Source organism: Leeuwenhoekiella palythoae (assembly GCF_020310025.1).
In the GTDB taxonomy this organism is placed as follows: Bacteria; Bacteroidota; Bacteroidia; order Flavobacteriales; family Flavobacteriaceae; genus Leeuwenhoekiella; species Leeuwenhoekiella palythoae.
Map to the genome: position 1 here is coordinate 3,938,506 of NZ_CP084318.1, position 20,648 is coordinate 3,959,153.

Consider the following 20,648-nt stretch of genomic DNA (forward strand, 5'->3'; position numbering starts at 1 on the left):
ATGCCTTGATTAATGTCAAAAATGTTAGTCGCGCTGGTCTTGTCTAAAATCAGGGAAGCCTTTTTCATCCCATTTTAGGACTCTTGCGCGGGTGTGACGGTTAAAATCGTATAGCGAGTTTCCACGTATTTGCTCATAAACTCGGGCGTGATAGATCATCACATCGATAGTATCATCTTCGGCTTTAGTAAACGAGTTATGGCCGGGACCAAAACGTCGTGCGTCTGCATTAGTAGTAAAAACCGGAGTTTCTGATTTATTCCAAGAGGCCTCATCCATCAAGTCTGCATCTTCATCAGCCCAGAGCAAACCCACTGCATAATTAGCATCTGTAGCACTTGCTGAATAGGTTACAAAGATCTTTCCGTTGCGCTTTAATACTGCCGGACCTTCATTTACTTTATAGCCTATACGTTCCCAATCGTATTCAGGATCGGTAATGATAATTTCAGGACCAGTTAAGGTCGTTGGATTTTCCATCGCAGACATTACCAGCGACGTGTTCTCACCTTCTCGTACGTTTTGTGCCCAAATCAAGTAACGGGTTCCCTTATGTTCAAAAGTGGTCGCATCGAGTGAAAACGAATCCCGTTCGGTAGCGATCTGCCCCTCTTCTACCCAATCGCCTTGTGTAGGATCTGCAGCATCGGTAGAAAGCGCAAACATCCTGATGTTCCAAACATTTTCGGCTTCACCCGCAGCAAAATAAACATACCATTTTCCATCTATTTTGTGTAATTCAGGTGCCCAAATGTGATGTCCCATTTTACCGGTCTCGTGCTTCGTCCAGATCACTTGCGGTTCAGCGGTACCCAGAGCATTAATGGTATTGGCTTTTCTGATCTCAATACGATCATATTCGGGTGCAGTGGCTATAAAATAATAAGTTCCGTCGCTATCCTTGTATACCCAAGGATCGGCTCGCTGCCCCACTATGGGATTGTTATAGGGCATTTCGGTACAGGTAGTTTTTTCTTCTGAAAGCGTTTCTGCTTCGGTCGTTTCTTGTGCTTCGTTACAAGAACTCACAATGAGCAGCAAAAGTGCCAAGGGCAACGTATAAATAGATCGCATATAAAGTATAATTAAAAGTGTTGATTCTACATTTAACTTACAAGTATACGAAATCCTTTTCTTAAATAATAAACGCCACCGCTGTGTAAATCTTAATCAGCTTGAAGCATCCTTACATCCGCTACCGTTCTAAAACCGCTGTGATCTGAAGACGACTCTAAAGCTTGGCCCATACGCGCAGAAATACGATAACTGGCGCAATAGGAATCGTCGCATAAAAACGAACCGCCTTTAATTACTTTTTCGGGTTGATAGGGATTTTCAGGGTTGTAGCTTTCCACCGGACCTTGCGGATTGATGCTTTTACTTCCCGCTACTTCTTGATAATAGCGTGTAGAAAACCAATCTTGAGTAAGCTCCCATACATTCCCAGACAGATCATAAATACCTAAAGAATTGGGTGCATACGAAGCGACCGGAGCCGCGTAAGCATACCCGTCTTCATCTGAATTTTTAGTAGGAAAAGTTCCTTGCCAGGTATTGGCTTTTTCTGGTAAGGCGGTTGCATCATCTCCCCAAGTATATATTCCGCCGGGCAGTTTGCCGTGTGCCGCTGCTTCCCATTCTGTTTCGGTAGGCAGGCGCCTGTTGGCCCATTTGCAATACGCCAAAGCATCCTCATAACTTATGTGAACCACAGGATAATTTGCTTTTCCTTCGATTGTACTATCCGGTCCTTGCGGATGCTTCCAATTTGCTCCTATCTTCCACTCCCACCATTGGGTATAATTGTTTAGGTCTATAACCTGTTGGACGCTGCGGTCAAAGATCAACGAGCCCGGCTGAAGCAAGCTGTCTGCCGGTTTTGGCGTTCCCGGTGGTAAGGTTTTTTTCATCGCTTCCCAATCTACCGGGCGTTCTGCTAGGGTAACGTAGCCGGTTGCGTCCACAAATTTTTGAAATTGCGCATTGGTAACTTCGGTTTGATCTATAAAAAAGCCATCTACTGCCACAGGATGTGCGGGCTTTTCGCGAGGCAAAGCCAAAGCATCTCCTGCACCAGCTCCTTGAGTAAATTCCACTCCCGAAACCCAAACCATGCCTTCCGGAGTTTTTATACTATCGGGTTGGGCTACGAGAAGTTCATGTGGTTTTTGTGTAATTTCTTTTGAAATTGTTGCGGCATTTATTTTATCGCTTGCCCGCTCTTTACAGGATACTACGAGAACTGCAATGGTCATCGCAATACAAGCTCTTACTCTGAGGTCTTTCATAGCAACCAAAAGTACGAGTTTTTAAGGATTCATAAAGCGTGCTCATTGATCAATTCAGGTAGACTTATTGCTTTAAAACAAACGTATTTTGACCTTTTTGGCGATCTATTGAAAACAGCGTACTGATCAATCCTAGATGTGAAAATCCCTGCGGAAAGTTCCCCAGCTGCGCGCCAGACGGACTCAATTCCTCTGAAAAGAGTTTGAGGTGGTTCCCGTAACTCATCAGCTTTTGAAAATAGCGTTCTGCTCTCGCGATCTCTCCCCCTCGAGAAAGACACTCGATATACCAAAAAGAACCAATGGTAAAAGATCCTTCTGCGGAATCTCCCTTATGCGGAATACTATCATGCAAGTTTCGGTACACCAAAACATCATCAACGATCAGCTGTTCTTCGATGACTTTTAAGGTTTTTACCCAGCGCTTGTCATACGGACTTATAAATTTCATCAAAGGCATCATCAATAGTGATGAATCTACAGTTTTGGCTCCTTTAAAGTGCACATAGCTTTGCAATTCCTCATCCCAGAAATTTTCATAAATATCTTGAAAAATAAGGTTTCTGTTCTTCTCCCAAATGCTAACATCGGTAGGTAGCGAGCGCTTACGCACCAAGCGAATCGCGCGGTCTAAAGCCACCCAGCACATCAACCTTGAAAAAAGGTAATGCCGTTTTACCTCACGCACTTCCCAAATACCGTGATCTGCATTTTGCCAGTTTTTACACACATAATCAATCAGCTTTTCTACATTCTGCCAAAAGCTGTACATCACATTTTGACCGTACTTATCAAACAAATAAATGGTATCCATCAATTCCCCAAAGACGTCTAATTGTATTTGGCTGGTGGCCGCATTCCCTATGCGCACAGGCTTCGAGCCTTTGTACCCTTCCAGATCCAGCTCCTCTTCTTCAAGGTCCCGACTTCCGTCTATTCGGTACATAATTTGTAATTCCACCCCGCCGTTGATGTCAATATCTATACGGTCGTAGATCCATTTCATAAATTGTGATGCTTCCTCAAGAAAGCCTAAACGCATAAAGGCGTACATCGTGAATGCGGCATCCCGCACCCAGGCATACCGGTAATCCCAGTTTTTATCACCGCCTATTTCCTCAGGTAAAGCATAAGTAGGTGCCGCCACCGTAGAACCGTATTTGGCACTGGTCAATAGTTTTAAGGTAATGGCCGAGCGTTTCATATGCTCTGCAAAATCGCCGTGATAGTTACACGTCTTGATCCACTGATGCCAGAATTTTAACGTTGCGTGCAACTTGTTCTCTAGACATGCTATTTCTTCTTCAATCGTATGATCTAAAGCCGGGGCATCGGCGCTTTCTATGATAAAATAAGCATCCTGCCCTTCGCTTAAGGCAAAGCTTTTTTTAATACTTCCTTGCGCTGTAATAGGCAACGTTGCCCGTACTTTCAAGGCATCGGCGTGTTCTTGATTTTTAAAAATCAGAGTATACTCATCAATAACCTCAACGTGGGTAGTGAGTTTGCCATAGTTTATCAGTACCTCAAGAATAAGATCAAAATCGAGGTTTCCGCGAATAAGGCTGATTTTACGAACTAACTGATTAACCTCAGCACTGCCATCTGCTTGAATAGGCATAAAGTCTGTAAACTCCACATTATAATCATCAGAAAGAAAGCGTGTGGTAAGCACACTGGTATCTAGTATATATTCCTGAAAACACTTTGCATAAGGCGCTTGCAGAGGCGTGTTAAAACTTCCGCCTTTGCGCTGATCTAAAAGAGCTGCAAAAACCGAGTGCGAATCATATTCCGGAAAACTCATAAAGTCGATACTGCCCTCCCGCTGGATCAACGCGCAGGACTGGCAATTTCCTATTACACCATAACTTTCTATACCGGGATAACCGCTGTGCTCTTTCATAAAACTTGTACTGCTTATTTTTTTATTGGAATCATTCTCAATCTGAAAATTTACAGATAAACGCAGGGCTTTTTATTAAAATAAAGGTAAAACTTAGACTACGTGGCACTTTAGGATGCCCGGCCTTGCAATTAATATAAGTTTAGCACTCGCGGGCAATGCACATTTACATTTAAAGCATACTTTATGCCTAACTTTGTACTTCAGCCTTAGCTATGACACACGAATTCCGTACCCTTATTCAAACTGCTTATACCTATTTTCAAACCGACACGGCTTGTGTGATGGCCAGTGTGGTGGCTCTTGACGGTTCATCTTATCGCAAACCGGGCGTGCGTATGCTCATTGCTGAAAACGGTACAATGACCGGTGCCGTTAGTGGCGGGTGTGTTGAAAAGGAAGTGGTTTTTCAAGCACAAGAGGTATTTGAAACCGGCAAAGCCAAAATGATGACCTATGACGGGCGGTATCGCCTGGGCTGTGAAGGAATTTTATATATTCTTATCGAACCCTTACAGATCGATAAAAGCATTTATAATAAACTCACTAACATCTTTGAGCAACGTAAGGACCTGCAGCTCACTTCCTATTTTGTTAAAAATACCGAAGCTTTTGAACTACCCTTAGGTACTGTTGTAAAAGCCAACGAGGAAACCTTAGCCTTATCTTCTATTGAAGAAAAGGTGCAATCCACAGTAAAGGTTGAGACCTTTACTCAGGTTTTGCCTGCAGTTTTTCAGTTGTTTTTATTTGGTGCCGAACACGATGCGGTACAACTGGGTACGTTAGGCGCTCAGATGGGGTGGGATGTGCGTGTGATCGCCTCTCCTAAAGATCCCAAAACCAAAGCGAATTTTCCGGGTGTACACGAAGTCTTGCATCTGCTTCCGGAACAAGCATCGGGTTTACACATCGATGCTGAATCTGCTGTGGTACTGATGAATCATAATTATGCGACAGACCTTAATTTTCTGGTGCACATCATTGATAAAAACCCGGAGTATATCGGGATCTTGGGAAGTTCTAAACGCAGAGAAAAGCTTTTTAACGAACTACTGGATTATAAGCCTGAGTTAGATGCTTATGCGCTAGACCGCATTTATGGCCCTGCAGGTTTAGATATTGGAGCGATCACACCCCAAGAGATCGCCCTTGCGGTTCTGGCAGAGCTGCTTGCTTTAAAACGTGGTAAAACTCAACTTCCCTCCTTACGCGATAAGATCAAATCGATTTCTAAAGAAGCCTGATCTCAATAGTAATTATGCTTTTGACAATACCCTTAAAAAAACGCCCTGCAATAACTAAGCTACAGGACGTTTCAATATTAAAATTAGAAAGCGTTAAGCTGCTTCTTCTTTTTTTACAATCATCTTCTCCGGCGTTAACGGAAGGTCGCGCATACGCTTACCGGTTGCATTGAACACTGCATTTGCAATAGAAGCCGCAACACTCGTGATCCCAAGTTCGCCTATACCTTTGATCCCCATTTTATTAGCGATCTTATCTTCTTCAGGAAGATACACCACATCAATATTTGCCATATCTAGATTTACCGGTACATGGTAATCTGCAAACGACCGGGTGATGAAATTCCCAAAATTAGGCTCCACTTCTGTACGCTCGGCAATTGCCATTCCTGCACCCATCACACAACCTCCTATAATCTGCCCGAATGCCGTTTTAGGGTTTAGGATTTTTCCGCAGCTTGCAACGTTAAGCATACGCTTAATGCGAAAAACACCAGTGTCTTTATCTACCCACACTTCAGTAAAATTGGCTCCAAAAGAAAACACACTGTGCGCTTTATACTCTTCGTCAGGTTCTGCAGTGCCTTCGGCTTCCAAAGTGCTTAATTGCGCGGCTTTCATTAAAGCAACAGCAGTCGTTGCGGCAGTTTCACCGACTTTATCTTTTAAGTCTTTTAGTGCTTGTTCGCACGCGGCACGAGCCCCATTAGCAAACGAAGCAGCTCCCCAAGAACCTCCCGAACCGGGCGTTACCGGGTATTCAGAATCTCCTAATTCCACATCTACCTGCTCTACCGGAATATCAAGATATTCTGAGACGGTTTGCGCAAGTATGGTGTAACTTCCTGTACCAATATCGGTAGCATCCATTTGTAAGGTGGCCCAAACGGTATCGTTTTTCAACTCCAGTATGACTTTCGCCGAAGTTTTCATATAAGGTGCGCGTCGAGAAGCTGCACTGACGCCGTAACCTACCAGCCAATTACCTTCAGACTTTGATGCGGGTTTCTGAGGGCGGTTTTCCCATCCAAATTCTTTAGCCCCGAGACGCAAACATTCATTCAATAAACGTGAAGAAAAAGGTTTGCCATTACTGGGATCTACCTGTGTATCATTTTTAATTCTAAAGGCAATGGGATCCATATTTAGCTTAAAAGCCATTTCATCCATAGCCGACTCGAGTGCGAAGCTTCCTGTAGCTTCTCCTGGAGCCCGCATTGCAAAGGGTGTTTGCAAATTCATAGGCATCAAACGGTGCGTCACACTGTTATTAGGCGTTTTATATAACATCTTAGTAACTGTCCCACAGGCCTCTTGATATTGCTCATAGGTTGAGGTATGCGAAAGCGTATCGTGCGAAAGCGCGGTTAAGGTTCCATCGCTTTTTGCACCTATTTTGATCCGTTGTTCGTTACGCTGACGCATATTAGTATTCGTAAACATTTGATTACGCGAAACCGTCATTTGCACGGGGCGGTTAATGGCTTTAGAGGCCATAAGCGCCAAAATCACGTGCTGCTTGGCTGCAAGTTTAGAACCAAAGCCACCACCTACATACGGAGACATTACCCGTAAGTTCTTTTTATCGATCTGAAAGGTGTCGGCAATCGTGGTTGCTGCGTTATCGATCATTTGCTGACTGGCATAAGCTTGTACATTGCCGCCATTCCACGATCCGATAATGGCATGCAATTCCATAGGATGGTGATGTTCTATGGGCGTAACATAGGTTTCATCTAACGTAACATCAGCCTCCGCAAGACCTTCAGCTACATTACCTCTGCTATAATCAGACTGCTCCGTGGGTGTATATGCCTTTCCTTTTGAAGCTTCAAAGTCAATATCCGGCGTTTCTTGCGAATACGTATACTTTACCAATCTTGCGGCGTATTGCGCTTGTTCAAAGGTTTCAGCAACCACGAGTCCTACATATTCTCCGTAGTAATGCACCTGATCACTTTGCAACACCGGTTGAATACTTGTAGTAGATAACGGGTGTAAATCTTTATCGTATTGTGCCAAGCGTTCTGCATTCTTATAGGTGATCACAGCAAGCACACCCGGTTGTGCTTCGGCCTCCGCCGTATCAATAGCAGTGATGCGTCCTTTAGCAATCGTACTGTTGATCCCTTGTGCATAGACCAGATTCTTGACCTTAAATTCTGAGGCATATTTCGCCATTCCGGTAACTTTAAGCTTCCCTTCTACCCGATCTATTGGGTTTCCGGTTCCTTTTGATGTATCTAAATTCATAATGTTGTTTTTCGGTTAGGCTTCTTTTGAATAGGCTTGTTCTAGGGTACGTACAATGGCTTTAATTCCCATAGGGACTTTATACGCGTTGTGTTCTAGTGTACGTGCATCGGCAAGTGCCAATTGTGCGGCTTCCTCAAAATTCTCCGTAGTAGGCTCTTTTCCTATTAAATAATCTTCTGCTGCGGTAAGCTTCCAAGGTTTATGTGCCACGCCACCCATCGCCAGACCTACATCGGTGATCACACCACCTCTTATTTTTAAACCTGCCGCTACCGAAAGAATCGCAAAAGCATAACTAGACCGCTCCCGGATTTTTAAGTAATGGTAGTGCTGGGTAAACTGGGGTTTAGGCAGTTCGATCGCTGTGATGAGTTCGCCAGGTTCAAGGGTATTGTCTAATTCCGGTTGTTTACCTGGTAAACGGTGAAAATCTGAAAAATAAATAGTCCGCTCGCTACCGTCTAGGGTTTGTACGGTTACCGTAGCTTCTAGCGCGGCAAGTGCCACGCACATATCTGAAGGGTGTGTCGCAACACAGCTTTTGCTCCAGCCAAATATCGCGTGCTGTGCATTGGCTCCATCCAGTGCTCCGCAACCACTTCCCGGCTCGCGTTTATTGCACGGCATGGAAGTCTCAAAGAAATAGGGACAGCGCGTGCGCTGTAATAGATTCCCGCCATTGGTGGCCATATTGCGTATCTGTGCAGTTGCTGCCGAAAGCATCGCCATCGATAGCAATGGGTACTGCTTGCGTACCTCAGGATGATTTGCGGTTGCAGCGTTGCTTCGGGCCGCCCCAAGTGTGAGTCCGCCCACGGCATTTGAGGTAATGGTATCATTATCAAGATCGGCCACTTCGATCAAAGCTTCAGGGCGCTCTACATCCTCTTTCATCAGGTCAACCAGATTGGTTCCTCCGCCCAGATATTTGGCGTGCTCTTGTTCCTGTACGGCTTCTAAGGCTTGTTGTCTTGTTTTAGCTTCTATATAATTAAAAGGTCTCATAAATACTTTTTAGTTTGTTGGCGTAACCGAAGAAATACTGCTCTAAGGCTCGCCTATAATTTGATTGTAAATCTCTCGTATGCGTGTACGAACTCATTTACTGTTCTCCGGCTTCTTTTAATTCAGCCAAACTTGCAAAGCGCCATTTCGGTTGCTCCTCAACCCCACTTTGCACTTCTTTCACAGCCTGTACAATGTTGTTATAAGCCCCACAACGACAGATATTACCAGACATACGCTCTCTGATCTCTTCTTCGCTAAGGTCTAGGTTGGTGGTCACTTTTGTAAAATCTCTGGTAACATAACTGGCCTCTCCTTGTTTAGCCTCGTCTAATAAAGCCACCGACGAACACAATTGTCCCGGGGTGCAATAGCCACATTGAAAGCCATCATGCTTTAAAAAGGCTTTTTGCATAGGGTGTAAACCGGCAGTATTGGCCAGTCCTTCAACGGTCTTGATCTTTTTGTCTTTACACGTTGCTGCAAGCGTCAAGCAAGAGAGTTTACGCTTACCATCTATCATTACCGTACACGCTCCACATTGTCCGTGATCACAACCTTTTTTTGTCCCGGTAAGTTGCAAATGTTCGCGCAAGGCATCAAGCAACGTAGTACGAGAATCAAGTGTCAATGGATTTTGCTTTCCGTTAACATGTAGATTCACTTCAACCTTGTTTAATAAGGCGTCTAAATCGTCTTTTGAGGTTCCGGCTTGGGTTTGCGCAAGCAATTCTGAAGAGAAATATGGCGTAGCCATAACGCTCATACTGGCAGCAGAGATCTGCCCTAAGAACTTTCGGCGCGAATCGCCAAAGATGCCCAGCTGATCAAGAATTTCTACTTCATCATCAGTGAGTTGAGCTTCCTTTAGCGGTTGATGTGCTTTTTGTTTTTTCATAGTTTACTGTTGAAGTTTTTCGGTTTTTAGCGTGATCAAGAAGACCAAAAGATTCGGTACACCTTTAAATACGCCAGTTTTCGAGCCTTAAGTCTTCAAGATATCAATAATAGTCGCCACCGGCCTTTGCACTGCTCCCAAAACATTCTTAAGGAAATCCCTAAAAAGTCATAAACTTTCAAGCCTAAAGATTTGCCTAAATGAGTTTTAATACGGAAATTTTAAAACTTAATCGTTCAAACCTATGCATCGCTGTTTCTTCCTACCATTGTTCATTGTGCTGCTGGCTACTTCTGTACTTACAGCTCAGGAAACCCATAAATACACCAACCAACTTATAGAAGAAACGAGTCCGTATTTGTTGCAACACGCGCACAATCCGGTGGACTGGCAGCCGTGGAGTGATGCGGCGTTTGCCCAAGCCAAAGAAGAAAACAAACTGGTCGTGGTAAGTATAGGCTACTCGTCGTGCCACTGGTGCCACGTGATGGAAGAAGAAACCTTTTCGCAGGAAGATGTGGCGCAGGTGATGAACCAGAACTTTATCAATATCAAAGTAGATCGCGAAGAGCGACCTGATGTAGATCAAGTTTATATGAAAGCAGTACAACTCATCACGGGCAAAGGGGGTTGGCCACTGAACGTGATCGTGTTACCCGATGGAAAACCTTTGTATGGCGGCACCTACCACAAAAAAGACGAATGGCTGCAGCTGCTCAACAGCTTATCAAAAACCTATGCTGACAAACCCGAACAAGCGGCTGCTTTTGCACAGCGCCTCACTACAGGAATTCAAGAAGAACAACAGCAGGCTGGGGCAAATACCAGCGTGCAGTACCGTCCGCAGCTTGTAGAAACCCTGTTCAACACCTACCAACAAGAATGGGATATGGAAAATGGAGGGCGCAAGGGTTTTGAAAAGTTTATGCTTCCTGCGCACCTTAACCTGTTGCTCGATTATGTGAGCCTTACTCAAGATGCGAAATCTAAAGCCTTTTTAGAGCAAACTCTTGATGCCATTGCAATGCGCGGCGTCTATGATCACGTATCCGGAGGTTTTTTTAGATACAGCGTAGACCCACTGTGGAAGATTCCGCATTTTGAGAAAATGCTGTCAGACAACGCCCAACTTATTAGCGTATATTCCAAAGCCTATACCTTGTTTGAGAAACCCATCTACCGCCAGCGCGCAGAAGAAACCATCACTTTTCTCAACAACCAATTCAAAACGGAAGAAGGCAGCTTTATCGCCGCGCTGGATGCCGATAGTGATGGCAAAGAAGGAGGCTATTACCTGTATAATGCCAATCAACTGGAGAGCGACATTACTACCGAAAAGGAACTTTTTGACGCCTATTATACCAAAGAGCCGCTCTCTCGATTTGAGACCGATATTCTACACCTCTTCCCTACACAAACCGATGCAGCCTTTGCCGAAACGCATAAGCTTTCTGCTGCACATTTAGCCCAACTCATCACCCAATGGAAAAGCGAATTGCAACAGATGCGCAGTACCCGAAGCCTGCCGCGTGCCGATGATAAGATCATCGTTCCCTGGAATGCGATGATGATCTCCGGTTTGGTGGCCGCAGCCCATAGTTTTGAGCAATCCGATTATCTTAAACAAGCTGAAGCGCTTTACTCGGTATTAATGCAAAATGCTTTCAAAAACGGAACCTTAATGCATTCGTATAAAGCCCATAGCGATGTAGCACCGGCATTTTTAGATGATTATGTGTTTATGAGTCAAGCTGCCCTGGACCTGTACAGCAGTACCACAAATACGGAGTATCTGGATACTTTAAACCAACTCATCAACGATACCCAAACGCATTTTAAAGTTACGAATTCGCCCTTTTATACCTTTAACACCGGTGACGAACTCATCACCAACATTATCACGACCAATGATGGTGTGCAACCTTCGGCTAATGCCTTGCTGGCGCAGTTGCTGTTCAAACTGGGGCATCTCAATTACAACACCGCCTATCTTGAGCAGGCCGAAGCGATGCTCCTAGCAATGCACGACAACCTAAAAGAGCAGCCCTGGAGTTATACCCAATGGCTCGCGCTGGGCATACTGCACAGTTATCCCTTTTATGAAATTGCCGTAGTAGGTCCTGATGCCGTAAAACGCATTGACGAATTTAGCAGACAACCGGTGGCCAACCGCCTGCTTATAGGCACTACCGTAGATAGCGAGCTCCCTCTATTTGAAGCCCGCTTTGTACCCAAAAAAACCTATATCTACGTCTGCGAAGGCCGCGCCTGCAAACTTCCCGTCACCACCGTAGCACAAGCTTTAGAACAATTAGAAGCTGTGGAGGGGTTTGGGTTTTAGATTTGAGATGTTAGACTTGAGATGAGAGACTTGAGATGAAAGAGAATAGAACAGAGAGAAAAGACGTTTTTAAAATACGAAAATAGAAATTAGAAATACGGGTTCACAGTTGGCAGTTGGCAGTTTCCGGTTTTCTGTTTCCGGTTTTCTGTATTAAATATTTCTCCCAGCGATGAGATGCTGAAACTAGTTCAGCTTGATGCTTTTATTATTTCGATCAAGTTGCCTCTCCCAATGTTTTTGCGCTGCTTGTCCCTATAAAGATTGGGAATTGTATCGCGTGTTAGGAGCACGCATTGTCATTTCGAGCGCAGTCGAGAAATCGCATCTGGAGCGCACTACATCAAAAGCCCTCATCCCCAGCCCTTCTGTTAGCTTGTTGTTAGATCTTCCCGATAGTTATCGGGACTAGTCGAAATGACTGATAATGCCTAAACCCGAAGTGTTATACAGAAAAGTAGCTTTTGAATCCATTTGTCATTTTGAACCCTTTTGTCATTTCGAGCGCAGTCGAGAAATCGCATCTGGTGCGCACTGCATCAAAAGCCCTCATCCCCAACCCTTCTCCCGCAAGAGAAGGGAGTTTGATTCCTACTCCTATTAAATCTTAGAACACTCATACGCGAAGGGTCTAGTTTCCTTTTGGTCAGTATAGCACGGGCATCCCGTTAAGAATTTCTGAAGCCTTGGAAGAAATTTAGGGATGCGCTTGCGGTTTTTGCGATAGCAAAAAATACCTATCCAAAAGGCGTCGTTTCTTTTGGTTCGTTTTCTTTAGACGAGTAAAGAAAATGAACAAAAACATGAATTGAAACAATAAACTTCTAGTCAACTTTCCTTTCTTTTTTGCATCGCCCAAAAAAGAAACAAAAAAGTCTAGGCTTATTTTTACATCCTTGAAAACTACACAAATCCTTTATCCTGCGGATAGCTAACCGCTGCGCTAGGCTATCCTCCGCACCCACCGCTGCAGGCTTTGCTTGTTTTACTACAGATGTAAAAAGTAGGCCGGTTTTGAATCGTTACTATGAATATAATTTTTAGTCCCCTTTTGGTTCGTTTTCTTTGGAGAAGCAAAGAAAATGAACAAACATGATTGAGAGTTAATACCACTCCATTCAACGCTAGGACATTCACACAATCCCGCAATCTTGTACACCCCCCTCACAACCTTTAACCCGAAATGCCTTACAAAAAATCAGCTGTTTGTGCATAGTATTGCAAGGTTTGGCATAGTTCGGGAAGGGTTTGCATAGGGTTGCAGGCAAGTTCGAAATTTCTAGGGGTTTCCTTCGGTATTGGTTCGGTATTCCTTCGGTACTGGTTCGGGTCAAAAACGGGTCGATAAGCGGCAGGTTTAGAGTCTTAAAATACCCTGTTCTTAAAAAATGGGAGTTTACCGAACCAAATACGACCCACACTGCACCCTGACCCGAAGAATGTGCTTTTTACCGTATTTACAGAATCCCGTAAGCCTAGTCGGATATTTAGACCGATATTGTTGAAACTAATAAAATAGCTGATATCCCGAAACTTATAAAGAGATAATGGGTATATTTATCTTGGTATAATGAGTTGTACACAATTACAGAAACCTATCTTATGAAGAAAATTTTAGTGTTCTTAATAATTATTTTTACCTCTTGCAAAAATAATTCTAAAAACGACTTTACTACAGAAGAAAAAATAACTAACGAATCAAAATCAGTTGTTTTAAACCCGAAAGTTTTCCCTGAAAATTTAATTGTAAAAACACTTTCGCATAATTTAATACTAAACACTAAAATGTTTGACCAGTATTCATTAAAAAAAGGAGAATCAGCTAATATTAAACCAAATCTTAAAAATACTGATTTCAAGTATTCAGATTATTTTTTAGAAAAATTAGAAAAATCAAAATTTGAAGACCCTGAAACATATGGTGCTGACGAAATTCTAAAATTTGAGATATCCTTTAATTGTAATGACTGCTATGATGCAATGTTGATAAGATACATTTTTAACTCTGATAGTCTTCCAAAAGAAAAAGAGCTAATTGAATTTTTAAACGACCCAATTTCAATAGACAGAAAGATTAAAAGAAATGAGGAAAATCTATTTCAAAGGACTGAAGAAATTTCACTTCGTCGAAACGGTTTAGTTGGTTTTTATTTAGCATTAAGAGACAAAAACAAAGAGCTATTTATGTATGAATTAGCAGGTATCAAATCTGATGGATTAGCACCTGTTTTCAGAGAAAGTGAATATTGTTCTTTCGATGGAGATGACGAATATGAAGGATTAGTCTGTTTAACAACTAAAGATTTTGAAGGAAATGACTATTCAGGCTACAGCGTACCAATAAAAGGTCGAATTTATGGAGACGTGACTGAAATAAAAATAAATGGTAAATCAGTAAAATTCAAAAAGGGAGAATTCTACAAAAGAATACATATGATGCTTAAGACAGGTTATAATCAAATACCTGTCGTTCTAAAAGATAAATATGGAAATACAAATGAAACATATATGGAAGTAACTTTATCAAGGATAAAAGAAGAGCCAACAATTGACATTGATATAGAAAATAATAATTAAAAATAAATATGCACAACGATGGCTATAAGTAATTGCTTGTTCTCGTCTACTTCTGAAAATCCTTGCAAATTTTCAGTTTGGTGTGTACTTGCAAAGTTAAGTGCTAGGCCACTAAACTACTCACAGCCGAGACCGTTGTAAGCAATTACTTGCCAAACTAAATGAAAAAGAATTACAAAAAAATTAAATATAAAAAATGGCACGATAGAAGAAGCCAAAAGCTTGGAAAAAAACCAAAAAGAAACAAACCTTATGACCCAAACAAATTACCGATTTATAAAAATTCAAAACTCGAATTTATAGAAGCAGAACCAGTGATTGCACCTAAAAATATCTGCTTACTTTCGGAAACACATAAATCATTGGAATTTTACAGTGAACTAAGAAGAGAACGAAATATTTCTAAAATGGGTCTAAATTGTTTTGTACAAATGGATATTTCGAAAGTTGAAGAATTTGACTATAGCTCTATTTGTGTTTTAATTGCTATAATTAGAGATTTAAAGTCCAAAGGTGTATCATTAAGAGGTAATTATCCAGACAATCCTGATTGTAAAAATCAGATTATTGAATCAGGAATATTAACTTTTATGTATGACAATAATGGTAAACCTTTTAAGAAATCCGAAAAATCAGATTTACTATTTATTGAAAAGGGTTCAAAAATGTTGACTAGGGAAGATAATATTCGTATCAGTAAAACTGTATCCAAGGTTGTAAAACATTTAACTGGCAATGAAAGTCATTTACAAAATTAAGAACTATACTTTTAGAAATATGTGGCAATTCAATTGAATGGGCTGAAACATATAATAAACAATGGTTATTTGGCGTAAAATACGATGATGATAAAGCTATTTTTACAATTACTGATGTTGGCAAAGGAATTTTAAAAACCTTAAATAAAAAATTTAAGCATAAGCTAAGAGATACATTTTTAATGAAACAAGATGATGAAATTTTGCAAGGTGCATTTATAAAAAAATATGGCTCTAGTTCTAGAAAAGTAAATAGAAATAAAGGACTACCTTCAATTAAAAATGGAAGTGATATCGGAATAATACAAAATCTCAAAGTAGTTACTAATAACGTAATCTTACATTATGATAATGAATTTAAATCGGAACTTCTAGATAAACACGAATTTCGTGGAACTCTATATAGATGGGAGGTTACTGCAAATACAATCTTAAAAGCAAGCTAATGGAAAATACAATATATATAAAAGATTTTACTGAATATCCAGGTTTACGTCATTGTTCTGTAAGTGACGATTCTGGAGAAGAATATTATCATTCAGTACTAAATAACGCATTTAAAAACTCTTATGAAAAGAAAGAAAGATTAGTTGTAAATCTTGATTTTACAGCTGGTTACGCACCATCTTTTTTGGATGAAGCTTTTGGGAATTTAATATACGATTTTGGAATTGACGCAGTAAATAATCTTTTAGAAATTATCTCAGAACAAGAGCCTGACTTAAAAGAGATGATATTGTCTGAAACATTTCCTCAATGGGAAGAAAGAAGAAATAATAATGACGAACCAAAAAAAACTAAAAAACATAAAGATTGGTTTAGTTTAGTTGATGGTAAGTTATCTAGTAAAAACGATTAATTATGTATTGTTCCAGTTCTATTTCCCTAGAAGCAAGTGACATAATTGCAATAATAGGAGTCATAATAAACTCATTTCTTGCTATTTGGATTGTGAAGACTTTACAAAACAATCTTGCTAACAAAAGATACTTAAAAGACCACTTAATTCAAGAAGTCAAAGACTTACGCAGTGAATACAAAAAGTTTTTGAATGAACTTTACCAAGGTAAATTAAGACCAAAACAAATTCTTCCTTGGTTTAAATTAATGAACATAAAAACTCAAGATGTTATGGAAATAATTAACCAAAAATACGGTCTTGATAAAGATGTTTTGAGAAATTATCAAATTGAATTAAGAAATATAGTTACAGAACAAGAGGAATTCAATGAAAACTTTAAAGAAAATAAATGTTTTCCTCTAAAAGAAAGTTCTCTAAAAGAGATACTTCAGTTTCAACAGAATAATAACTTTAAATTTAACAAACTGATTATAGAAATAAACGATAAAAAATAACTGCATATAGCAATGTATCCCATGAAAACCCCTAGTCCAACTCTTTATAGTGAATAATTACTTCTAGCAAAACACAAATCATGGGCACTTGGGGACCGGCACTTTTTTCAGATGATCTTGCTATTGAGGTTAAGAGTGCTTTTAAAGATAAGATCGCTTTAGGACTTTTAAAAGAGGCGGCTACACAATACTAAGAATCTATGAAATTCAAACTAACACTTCCCTTTTTGATTATTTGTTGGGCTAAAATGCTCGCGTGTGAATGCGCCTATGAACCTGACTTCCAAACGAAAGAAGATCTAGAAGAATATCGCTTTATAGCTCACGTAAAGATTAAGGGTGTAGAAGCCGCAGCCGGTATTGATTCAGAATGGCCTATTCACCAAATGAACTTTGAACTTTTAGAACTTTATAAAGGTGCACCAATAAAAGAGATCCTTGTCTCAGGTTCTCATCCATCTCTTGGGGGTTGGACCTCTTGCGATCTGGTTGAACGTGCTGATGAAGAATGGATCATTTTCGGGTACTATGATGAACATAAAAAAAAGCTAATTACAGGGTATTGTACACGTTCAAAAAGAATCAAACGAGCCAATGGCTATGAGGATCTGAAGTACCCTAATCAGCCCACTTTAAAGAAAAAACTACAACAGGTTTTTGATAAAAAAATAAACCAACCTACCTACGAAGGAGCGCGCATTGTATATTATCCTAATGGAAGCAAACAAGTGGAAGAGCATTATGAAAATGGTGTACTAAACGGTAAGCGGTTGTTATATTATCCTAATGAAACGCTTCAAAGTATTCAACAGTATAACAATGGCGCAAAAACCGGAAAATTTAAATGGTATTCTGATAAAGAGCAGCTGACCAAAACTGAAACGTTTAAAAATAATATTCCTGTTGACACCACACTCATTTGGCATGAAATCGACACATCTTATATGAGTTTAAAAATATATTCAGACCTGAACAACGTAGCTATGAAAGAAGCCAAGAGCATCCTGGCTAAGCCAAGCCTTTGGATTCAACGTATATTTAATGAACAGGGAGAACTCCTTTCTAACATTACCTATTACCAAAACGGAATTAAAAATGACGAGCACTTGTATTTTCCTGATCAAAAAAAAGAGCATATCAGATATTACTACAAGAATGGCACATTACGCTCGGAATTGTATAAAGTTAATGGTTTAAATACTGGCGTTTATAAAGATTGGGATGAGCAAGGGAAATTATTAAGGTCTTGGGAGTACGATGAAAAAGGAGAAGTCATCGAAGGTTCTAGAAAAGATTATTGAAAGATCTGTTTCAGAACAAAACAATACTATTGAAAATAAAAAGCTTGCCACAACATTTAAATTATTCTTCTTATGCTAGGAATACTACTACTTTACTGGATCGGAAAATATTATTATAAACTCGCAGAAGCGCACGGTAAAAGCAAATGGGGATATGCGATTCTGGGAATCGTTACCTATTATGCGTGTGCAGTAGTTTCGGGTTTCTTGATGGGTATCTTTATAGAGCTGATCTGGCCGGGCGCTGTAGATACTATCAATGAATTTTTATTCGGTTTGATGCTGCTTCCTTTTGGTATTGCCGGCACGTATTTATTGTATTACTATTATAAACGAAGCTGGGAAAGTAAAGCTCCCCAATTGGGTGTTGAAGAATTGGGATCTGGGGAATAAGAAGACTGGTATATGAGATAACGTGTTTATAGCATGCCTTGGCATTTCAAAATAATTACCTTTAACCAACAATCAACGAAGAACCTTTGTATTAGGAAACTCAGAACAGCAATGAAGAAAGTACTCTTAATTTTAATTTTTATTGGTTTTAACGCGTGTCAACCCAATTTGACGTGTAAGGATTTTAAAACAGGTACTTTTTATATTATGAACGATGATAATTCTATATATACAACCATTGTGCGCAAAGAAAACTCTCAATTAGAATTTAGTGAGCAAAATGCGCACCCGACTCATATCACTATTGAATGGATTGATGATTGTACATACCGAATTAACTATGATCGTACTAAATCTTTGTTAGAAGACACAAAGGTTAAACTTATGAGCGAAAACAATGGACTGCTAATACAAAAAATTAATATCAGTGGAAACTGTATGACGTATAAAGCGACTTTGAACTTGCCTAATGGTGAAAAGCAAGAGCAGATTGGGAAAATGTGTAAAGGCTAAAATAAAACATGAAAGATTATAATCACCAACCTCATATTGTTAGACGCATTCTGGCAGCGCTTATTGATTATGGTCTCATCTACACGTTTATCTATGTTTTTTTGATGAGTTTTGGTACACCTACACCTCTGGGTGGCTATAGCATCACAGGGCTTCCTATGCTTATTCCTATAGCGTTTTGGTTGTTGATGACCGTTGGCTTAGAAAGTGGATTGGGCGGTACTTTAGGCAACTCTATTGTAGGTTTAAAAGCTATTCCTCAAAATGGTCGTAATCGCAAGCTCAGCTTTTCAGAGTCCTTTAAAAGGCATTTCTTAGATCTGGTTGATCTATCTTTTTTCGGATTGCCTGCCATACTCTTATTAAAACGCACTGAAAAATGTCAACGCTTTGGAGATCTTTGGGCCAAGACTATTGTGGTTAAAATGAGTTCGCTGGAAAAGCCTGCTACATCAAGATCCTGAGACGGACTTACGTCAAAGCAGAAGTTTTATACGACTTTTAAAGTTACTTTGAGGTGCGTGCGCGATTGCATCGCGTACCTCTTTTAGGTTTTATTCAAGCTCGTAACATACTGCCGCGCCCGCTGCATGACTTTGCAGTAAAAAGCCGAATTATCGTGCGAAACGATTAAGGCTGGCATTATGTAAACTCCTTCTGAAGCCCTAAAAAACACGGTTCGGCATAACCACTGTACAATTGAGGATCTTTTATTCCCCGAAGCAGGGCTCACGTGCTAGCTTCGTCACTTCTAAAACAGGAAGGATGAAGAAAATAGTAAAGCGTATACTTGTATTTTTAGGAGTTAATGTGTGTTTGTATCTGATCGCGGTAGTGGTATTGATCAACTGGCCTATTCCGCAGAAAGTACCCGCCAAGAACTATGATTATACTTCTATAGATACCGTAGCGGTAAAGACCTACGCGTATCACGAAGAATGGATTAGCATGCGTGATGGTGCTGCCTTGTTCAGCCGACGCTACGCTGCAAATTCTAAAACGGTGCTGCTTTTACTACACGGCAGTGGTTCTGAAAGCAGGTATTTGCAAAGCTTAGCCAGCAGGCTTGCACAAGAAGATCTGGCTACGGTACTTACGCCCGACCTTAGAGGCCACGGCCGAAATCTACAACAACACCCTGATATTAATCATATAGGTCAACTCGAAGAAGATCTGGAAGACTTCCTCTTTTATGCACAGCACGAACTGCAAGCTGAGAAGATTGTTCTCGCAGGGCACTCTTCTGGTGGTGGTCTGGTCCTGCGGTATCTTGCAAGCGCAAAACACCCTCAAGTGGATCAAGCGATCTTACTCGCTCCCTACCTGGGGCACGATGCTCCTACAGTAAAACAAAACAGCGGTGGCTGGGTAAGCGTAGGTGTAAAACGTTGGGTGGGTCTGGCGATGCTTAATGGTATTGGGTTTACAGCATACAACGATAAACCGGTGCTTTTTTTCAATCGGCCAAAAGCTTACGAAGATTCTTTACAAGCATCTTCCTATTCCTACCGTATGGCGGTGAACTTTGCACCTACGCATTACAAGCACGATATTATTAAACTAAAAACACCAACTCTGGTTTTCGTAGGCAATGCCGATGAAAGCTTCTACCCGGAGCGTTTTCAGGAAGTCTTTGAACCCTCCGCGGCATACACTAGGGTGCTACGCATCCCTAACGCCAATCATTTAAATATCATAAAAAATGAAGAAGTACTGACGCAGATTAGGGAGCTTTTGTTGGAAGAAAAGATCTAGAAAAGTCCTAAACCTCTCAACCTTTTTACACAAAGACTTTTAAGAAGCGTATTT

18 protein-coding genes are annotated in these 20,648 nt (G+C 40.8%); 12 read left to right on the forward strand and 6 right to left on the reverse strand.

All coding sequences use genetic code 11. The features are described from left to right. Positions 1-24: 24 nt before the first annotated feature. The 3 genes from LDL79_RS16915 to LDL79_RS16925 all read right to left on the reverse strand — a co-directional run bounded on the left by LDL79_RS16915 (position 25) and on the right by LDL79_RS16925 (position 4,194). Positions 25-1,074 (reverse strand): glycoside hydrolase family 43 protein, encoded by a 1,050-nt coding sequence (locus LDL79_RS16915; RefSeq protein WP_225598596.1) that lies wholly within the window; start codon positions 1,072-1,074, stop codon positions 25-27. 92 nt (positions 1,075-1,166) lie between these two features. Then, on the reverse strand, positions 1,167-2,288 hold the full coding sequence (locus tag LDL79_RS16920) for a formylglycine-generating enzyme family protein (RefSeq protein WP_225598597.1): 1,122 nt from the start codon (positions 2,286-2,288) through the stop codon (positions 1,167-1,169). A 64-nt stretch (positions 2,289-2,352) separates the two neighbouring features. After that, positions 2,353-4,194 (reverse strand): glycoside hydrolase family 15 protein, encoded by a 1,842-nt coding sequence (locus tag LDL79_RS16925; RefSeq protein WP_225598598.1) that lies wholly within the window; start codon positions 4,192-4,194, stop codon positions 2,353-2,355. A gap of 215 nt (positions 4,195-4,409) precedes the next feature. Here LDL79_RS16925 and LDL79_RS16930 point away from each other — a divergent pair, with 215 nt between their 5' ends. After that, on the forward strand, positions 4,410-5,441 hold the full coding sequence (locus tag LDL79_RS16930; RefSeq protein ID WP_225598599.1) for an XdhC family protein: 1,032 nt from the start codon (positions 4,410-4,412) through the stop codon (positions 5,439-5,441). A gap of 93 nt (positions 5,442-5,534) precedes the next feature. Here the strand turns inward: LDL79_RS16930 and LDL79_RS16935 are convergent, their stop codons facing one another. The 3 genes from LDL79_RS16935 to LDL79_RS16945 all read right to left on the reverse strand — a co-directional run bounded on the left by LDL79_RS16935 (position 5,535) and on the right by LDL79_RS16945 (position 9,600). Then, positions 5,535-7,694: a xanthine dehydrogenase family protein molybdopterin-binding subunit gene (locus LDL79_RS16935; RefSeq protein WP_225598600.1), complete on the reverse strand. Its 2,160-nt coding sequence runs from the start codon at positions 7,692-7,694 to the stop codon at positions 5,535-5,537. Between the two features lie 15 nt (positions 7,695-7,709). After that, a complete protein-coding gene (locus tag LDL79_RS16940; RefSeq protein WP_225598601.1) occupies positions 7,710-8,702 on the reverse strand; it encodes an FAD binding domain-containing protein in 993 nt (330 codons plus the stop codon). 97 nt (positions 8,703-8,799) lie between these two features. Further along, positions 8,800-9,600: a 2Fe-2S iron-sulfur cluster-binding protein gene (locus LDL79_RS16945; protein WP_072982333.1), complete on the reverse strand. Its 801-nt coding sequence runs from the start codon at positions 9,598-9,600 to the stop codon at positions 8,800-8,802. 244 nt (positions 9,601-9,844) lie between these two features. Here LDL79_RS16945 and LDL79_RS16950 point away from each other — a divergent pair, with 244 nt between their 5' ends. The 11 genes from LDL79_RS16950 (at position 9,845) to LDL79_RS17000 (ending at position 20,594) form a co-directional block, all read left to right on the forward strand. Continuing rightward, positions 9,845-11,941 (forward strand): thioredoxin domain-containing protein, encoded by a 2,097-nt coding sequence (locus tag LDL79_RS16950; protein WP_225598602.1) that lies wholly within the window; start codon positions 9,845-9,847, stop codon positions 11,939-11,941. Positions 11,942-13,543: 1,602 nt separating this feature from the next. Beyond that, positions 13,544-14,518, forward strand: coding sequence for a hypothetical protein (locus tag LDL79_RS16955; protein ID WP_225598603.1), 975 nt, complete (start codon positions 13,544-13,546; stop codon positions 14,516-14,518). A gap of 161 nt (positions 14,519-14,679) precedes the next feature. Beyond that, positions 14,680-15,276 (forward strand): hypothetical protein, encoded by a 597-nt coding sequence (locus LDL79_RS16960; protein WP_225598604.1) that lies wholly within the window; start codon positions 14,680-14,682, stop codon positions 15,274-15,276. A 182-nt stretch (positions 15,277-15,458) separates the two neighbouring features. Further along, the gene (locus tag LDL79_RS16965; protein WP_225598605.1) at positions 15,459-15,722 is read left to right on the forward strand and encodes a hypothetical protein; all 264 of its coding nucleotides are present in this window, start codon (positions 15,459-15,461) and stop codon (positions 15,720-15,722) included. Then, on the forward strand, positions 15,722-16,135 hold the full coding sequence (locus tag LDL79_RS16970) for an STAS-like domain-containing protein (protein ID WP_225598606.1): 414 nt from the start codon (positions 15,722-15,724) through the stop codon (positions 16,133-16,135). The genes LDL79_RS16965 and LDL79_RS16970 overlap by 1 nt, the downstream gene beginning before the upstream one ends. A 2-nt stretch (positions 16,136-16,137) precedes the next feature. After that, complete coding sequence (locus LDL79_RS16975) at positions 16,138-16,632, forward strand: hypothetical protein (protein WP_225598607.1); 495 nt, start codon at positions 16,138-16,140, stop codon at positions 16,630-16,632. A 200-nt stretch (positions 16,633-16,832) separates the two neighbouring features. After that, a complete protein-coding gene (locus tag LDL79_RS16980) occupies positions 16,833-17,933 on the forward strand; it encodes a toxin-antitoxin system YwqK family antitoxin (RefSeq protein WP_225598608.1) in 1,101 nt (366 codons plus the stop codon). Positions 17,934-18,005: 72 nt separating this feature from the next. Further along, on the forward strand, positions 18,006-18,326 hold the full coding sequence (locus LDL79_RS16985; RefSeq protein WP_225598609.1) for a hypothetical protein: 321 nt from the start codon (positions 18,006-18,008) through the stop codon (positions 18,324-18,326). Positions 18,327-18,437: 111 nt separating this feature from the next. Further along, positions 18,438-18,839 carry a hypothetical protein gene (locus tag LDL79_RS16990; RefSeq protein ID WP_225598610.1) on the forward strand — a complete coding sequence of 134 codons (402 nt, stop codon included), beginning with the start codon at positions 18,438-18,440 and terminating at the stop codon, positions 18,837-18,839. A gap of 8 nt (positions 18,840-18,847) precedes the next feature. After that, positions 18,848-19,303, forward strand: coding sequence for an RDD family protein (locus tag LDL79_RS16995; protein WP_225598611.1), 456 nt, complete (start codon positions 18,848-18,850; stop codon positions 19,301-19,303). A 301-nt stretch (positions 19,304-19,604) separates the two neighbouring features. After that, entirely contained in the window at positions 19,605-20,594 is a 990-nt protein-coding gene (locus LDL79_RS17000; RefSeq protein ID WP_225598612.1) for an alpha/beta hydrolase, read from the forward strand. The last annotated feature ends 54 nt before the right edge of the window (positions 20,595-20,648 follow it).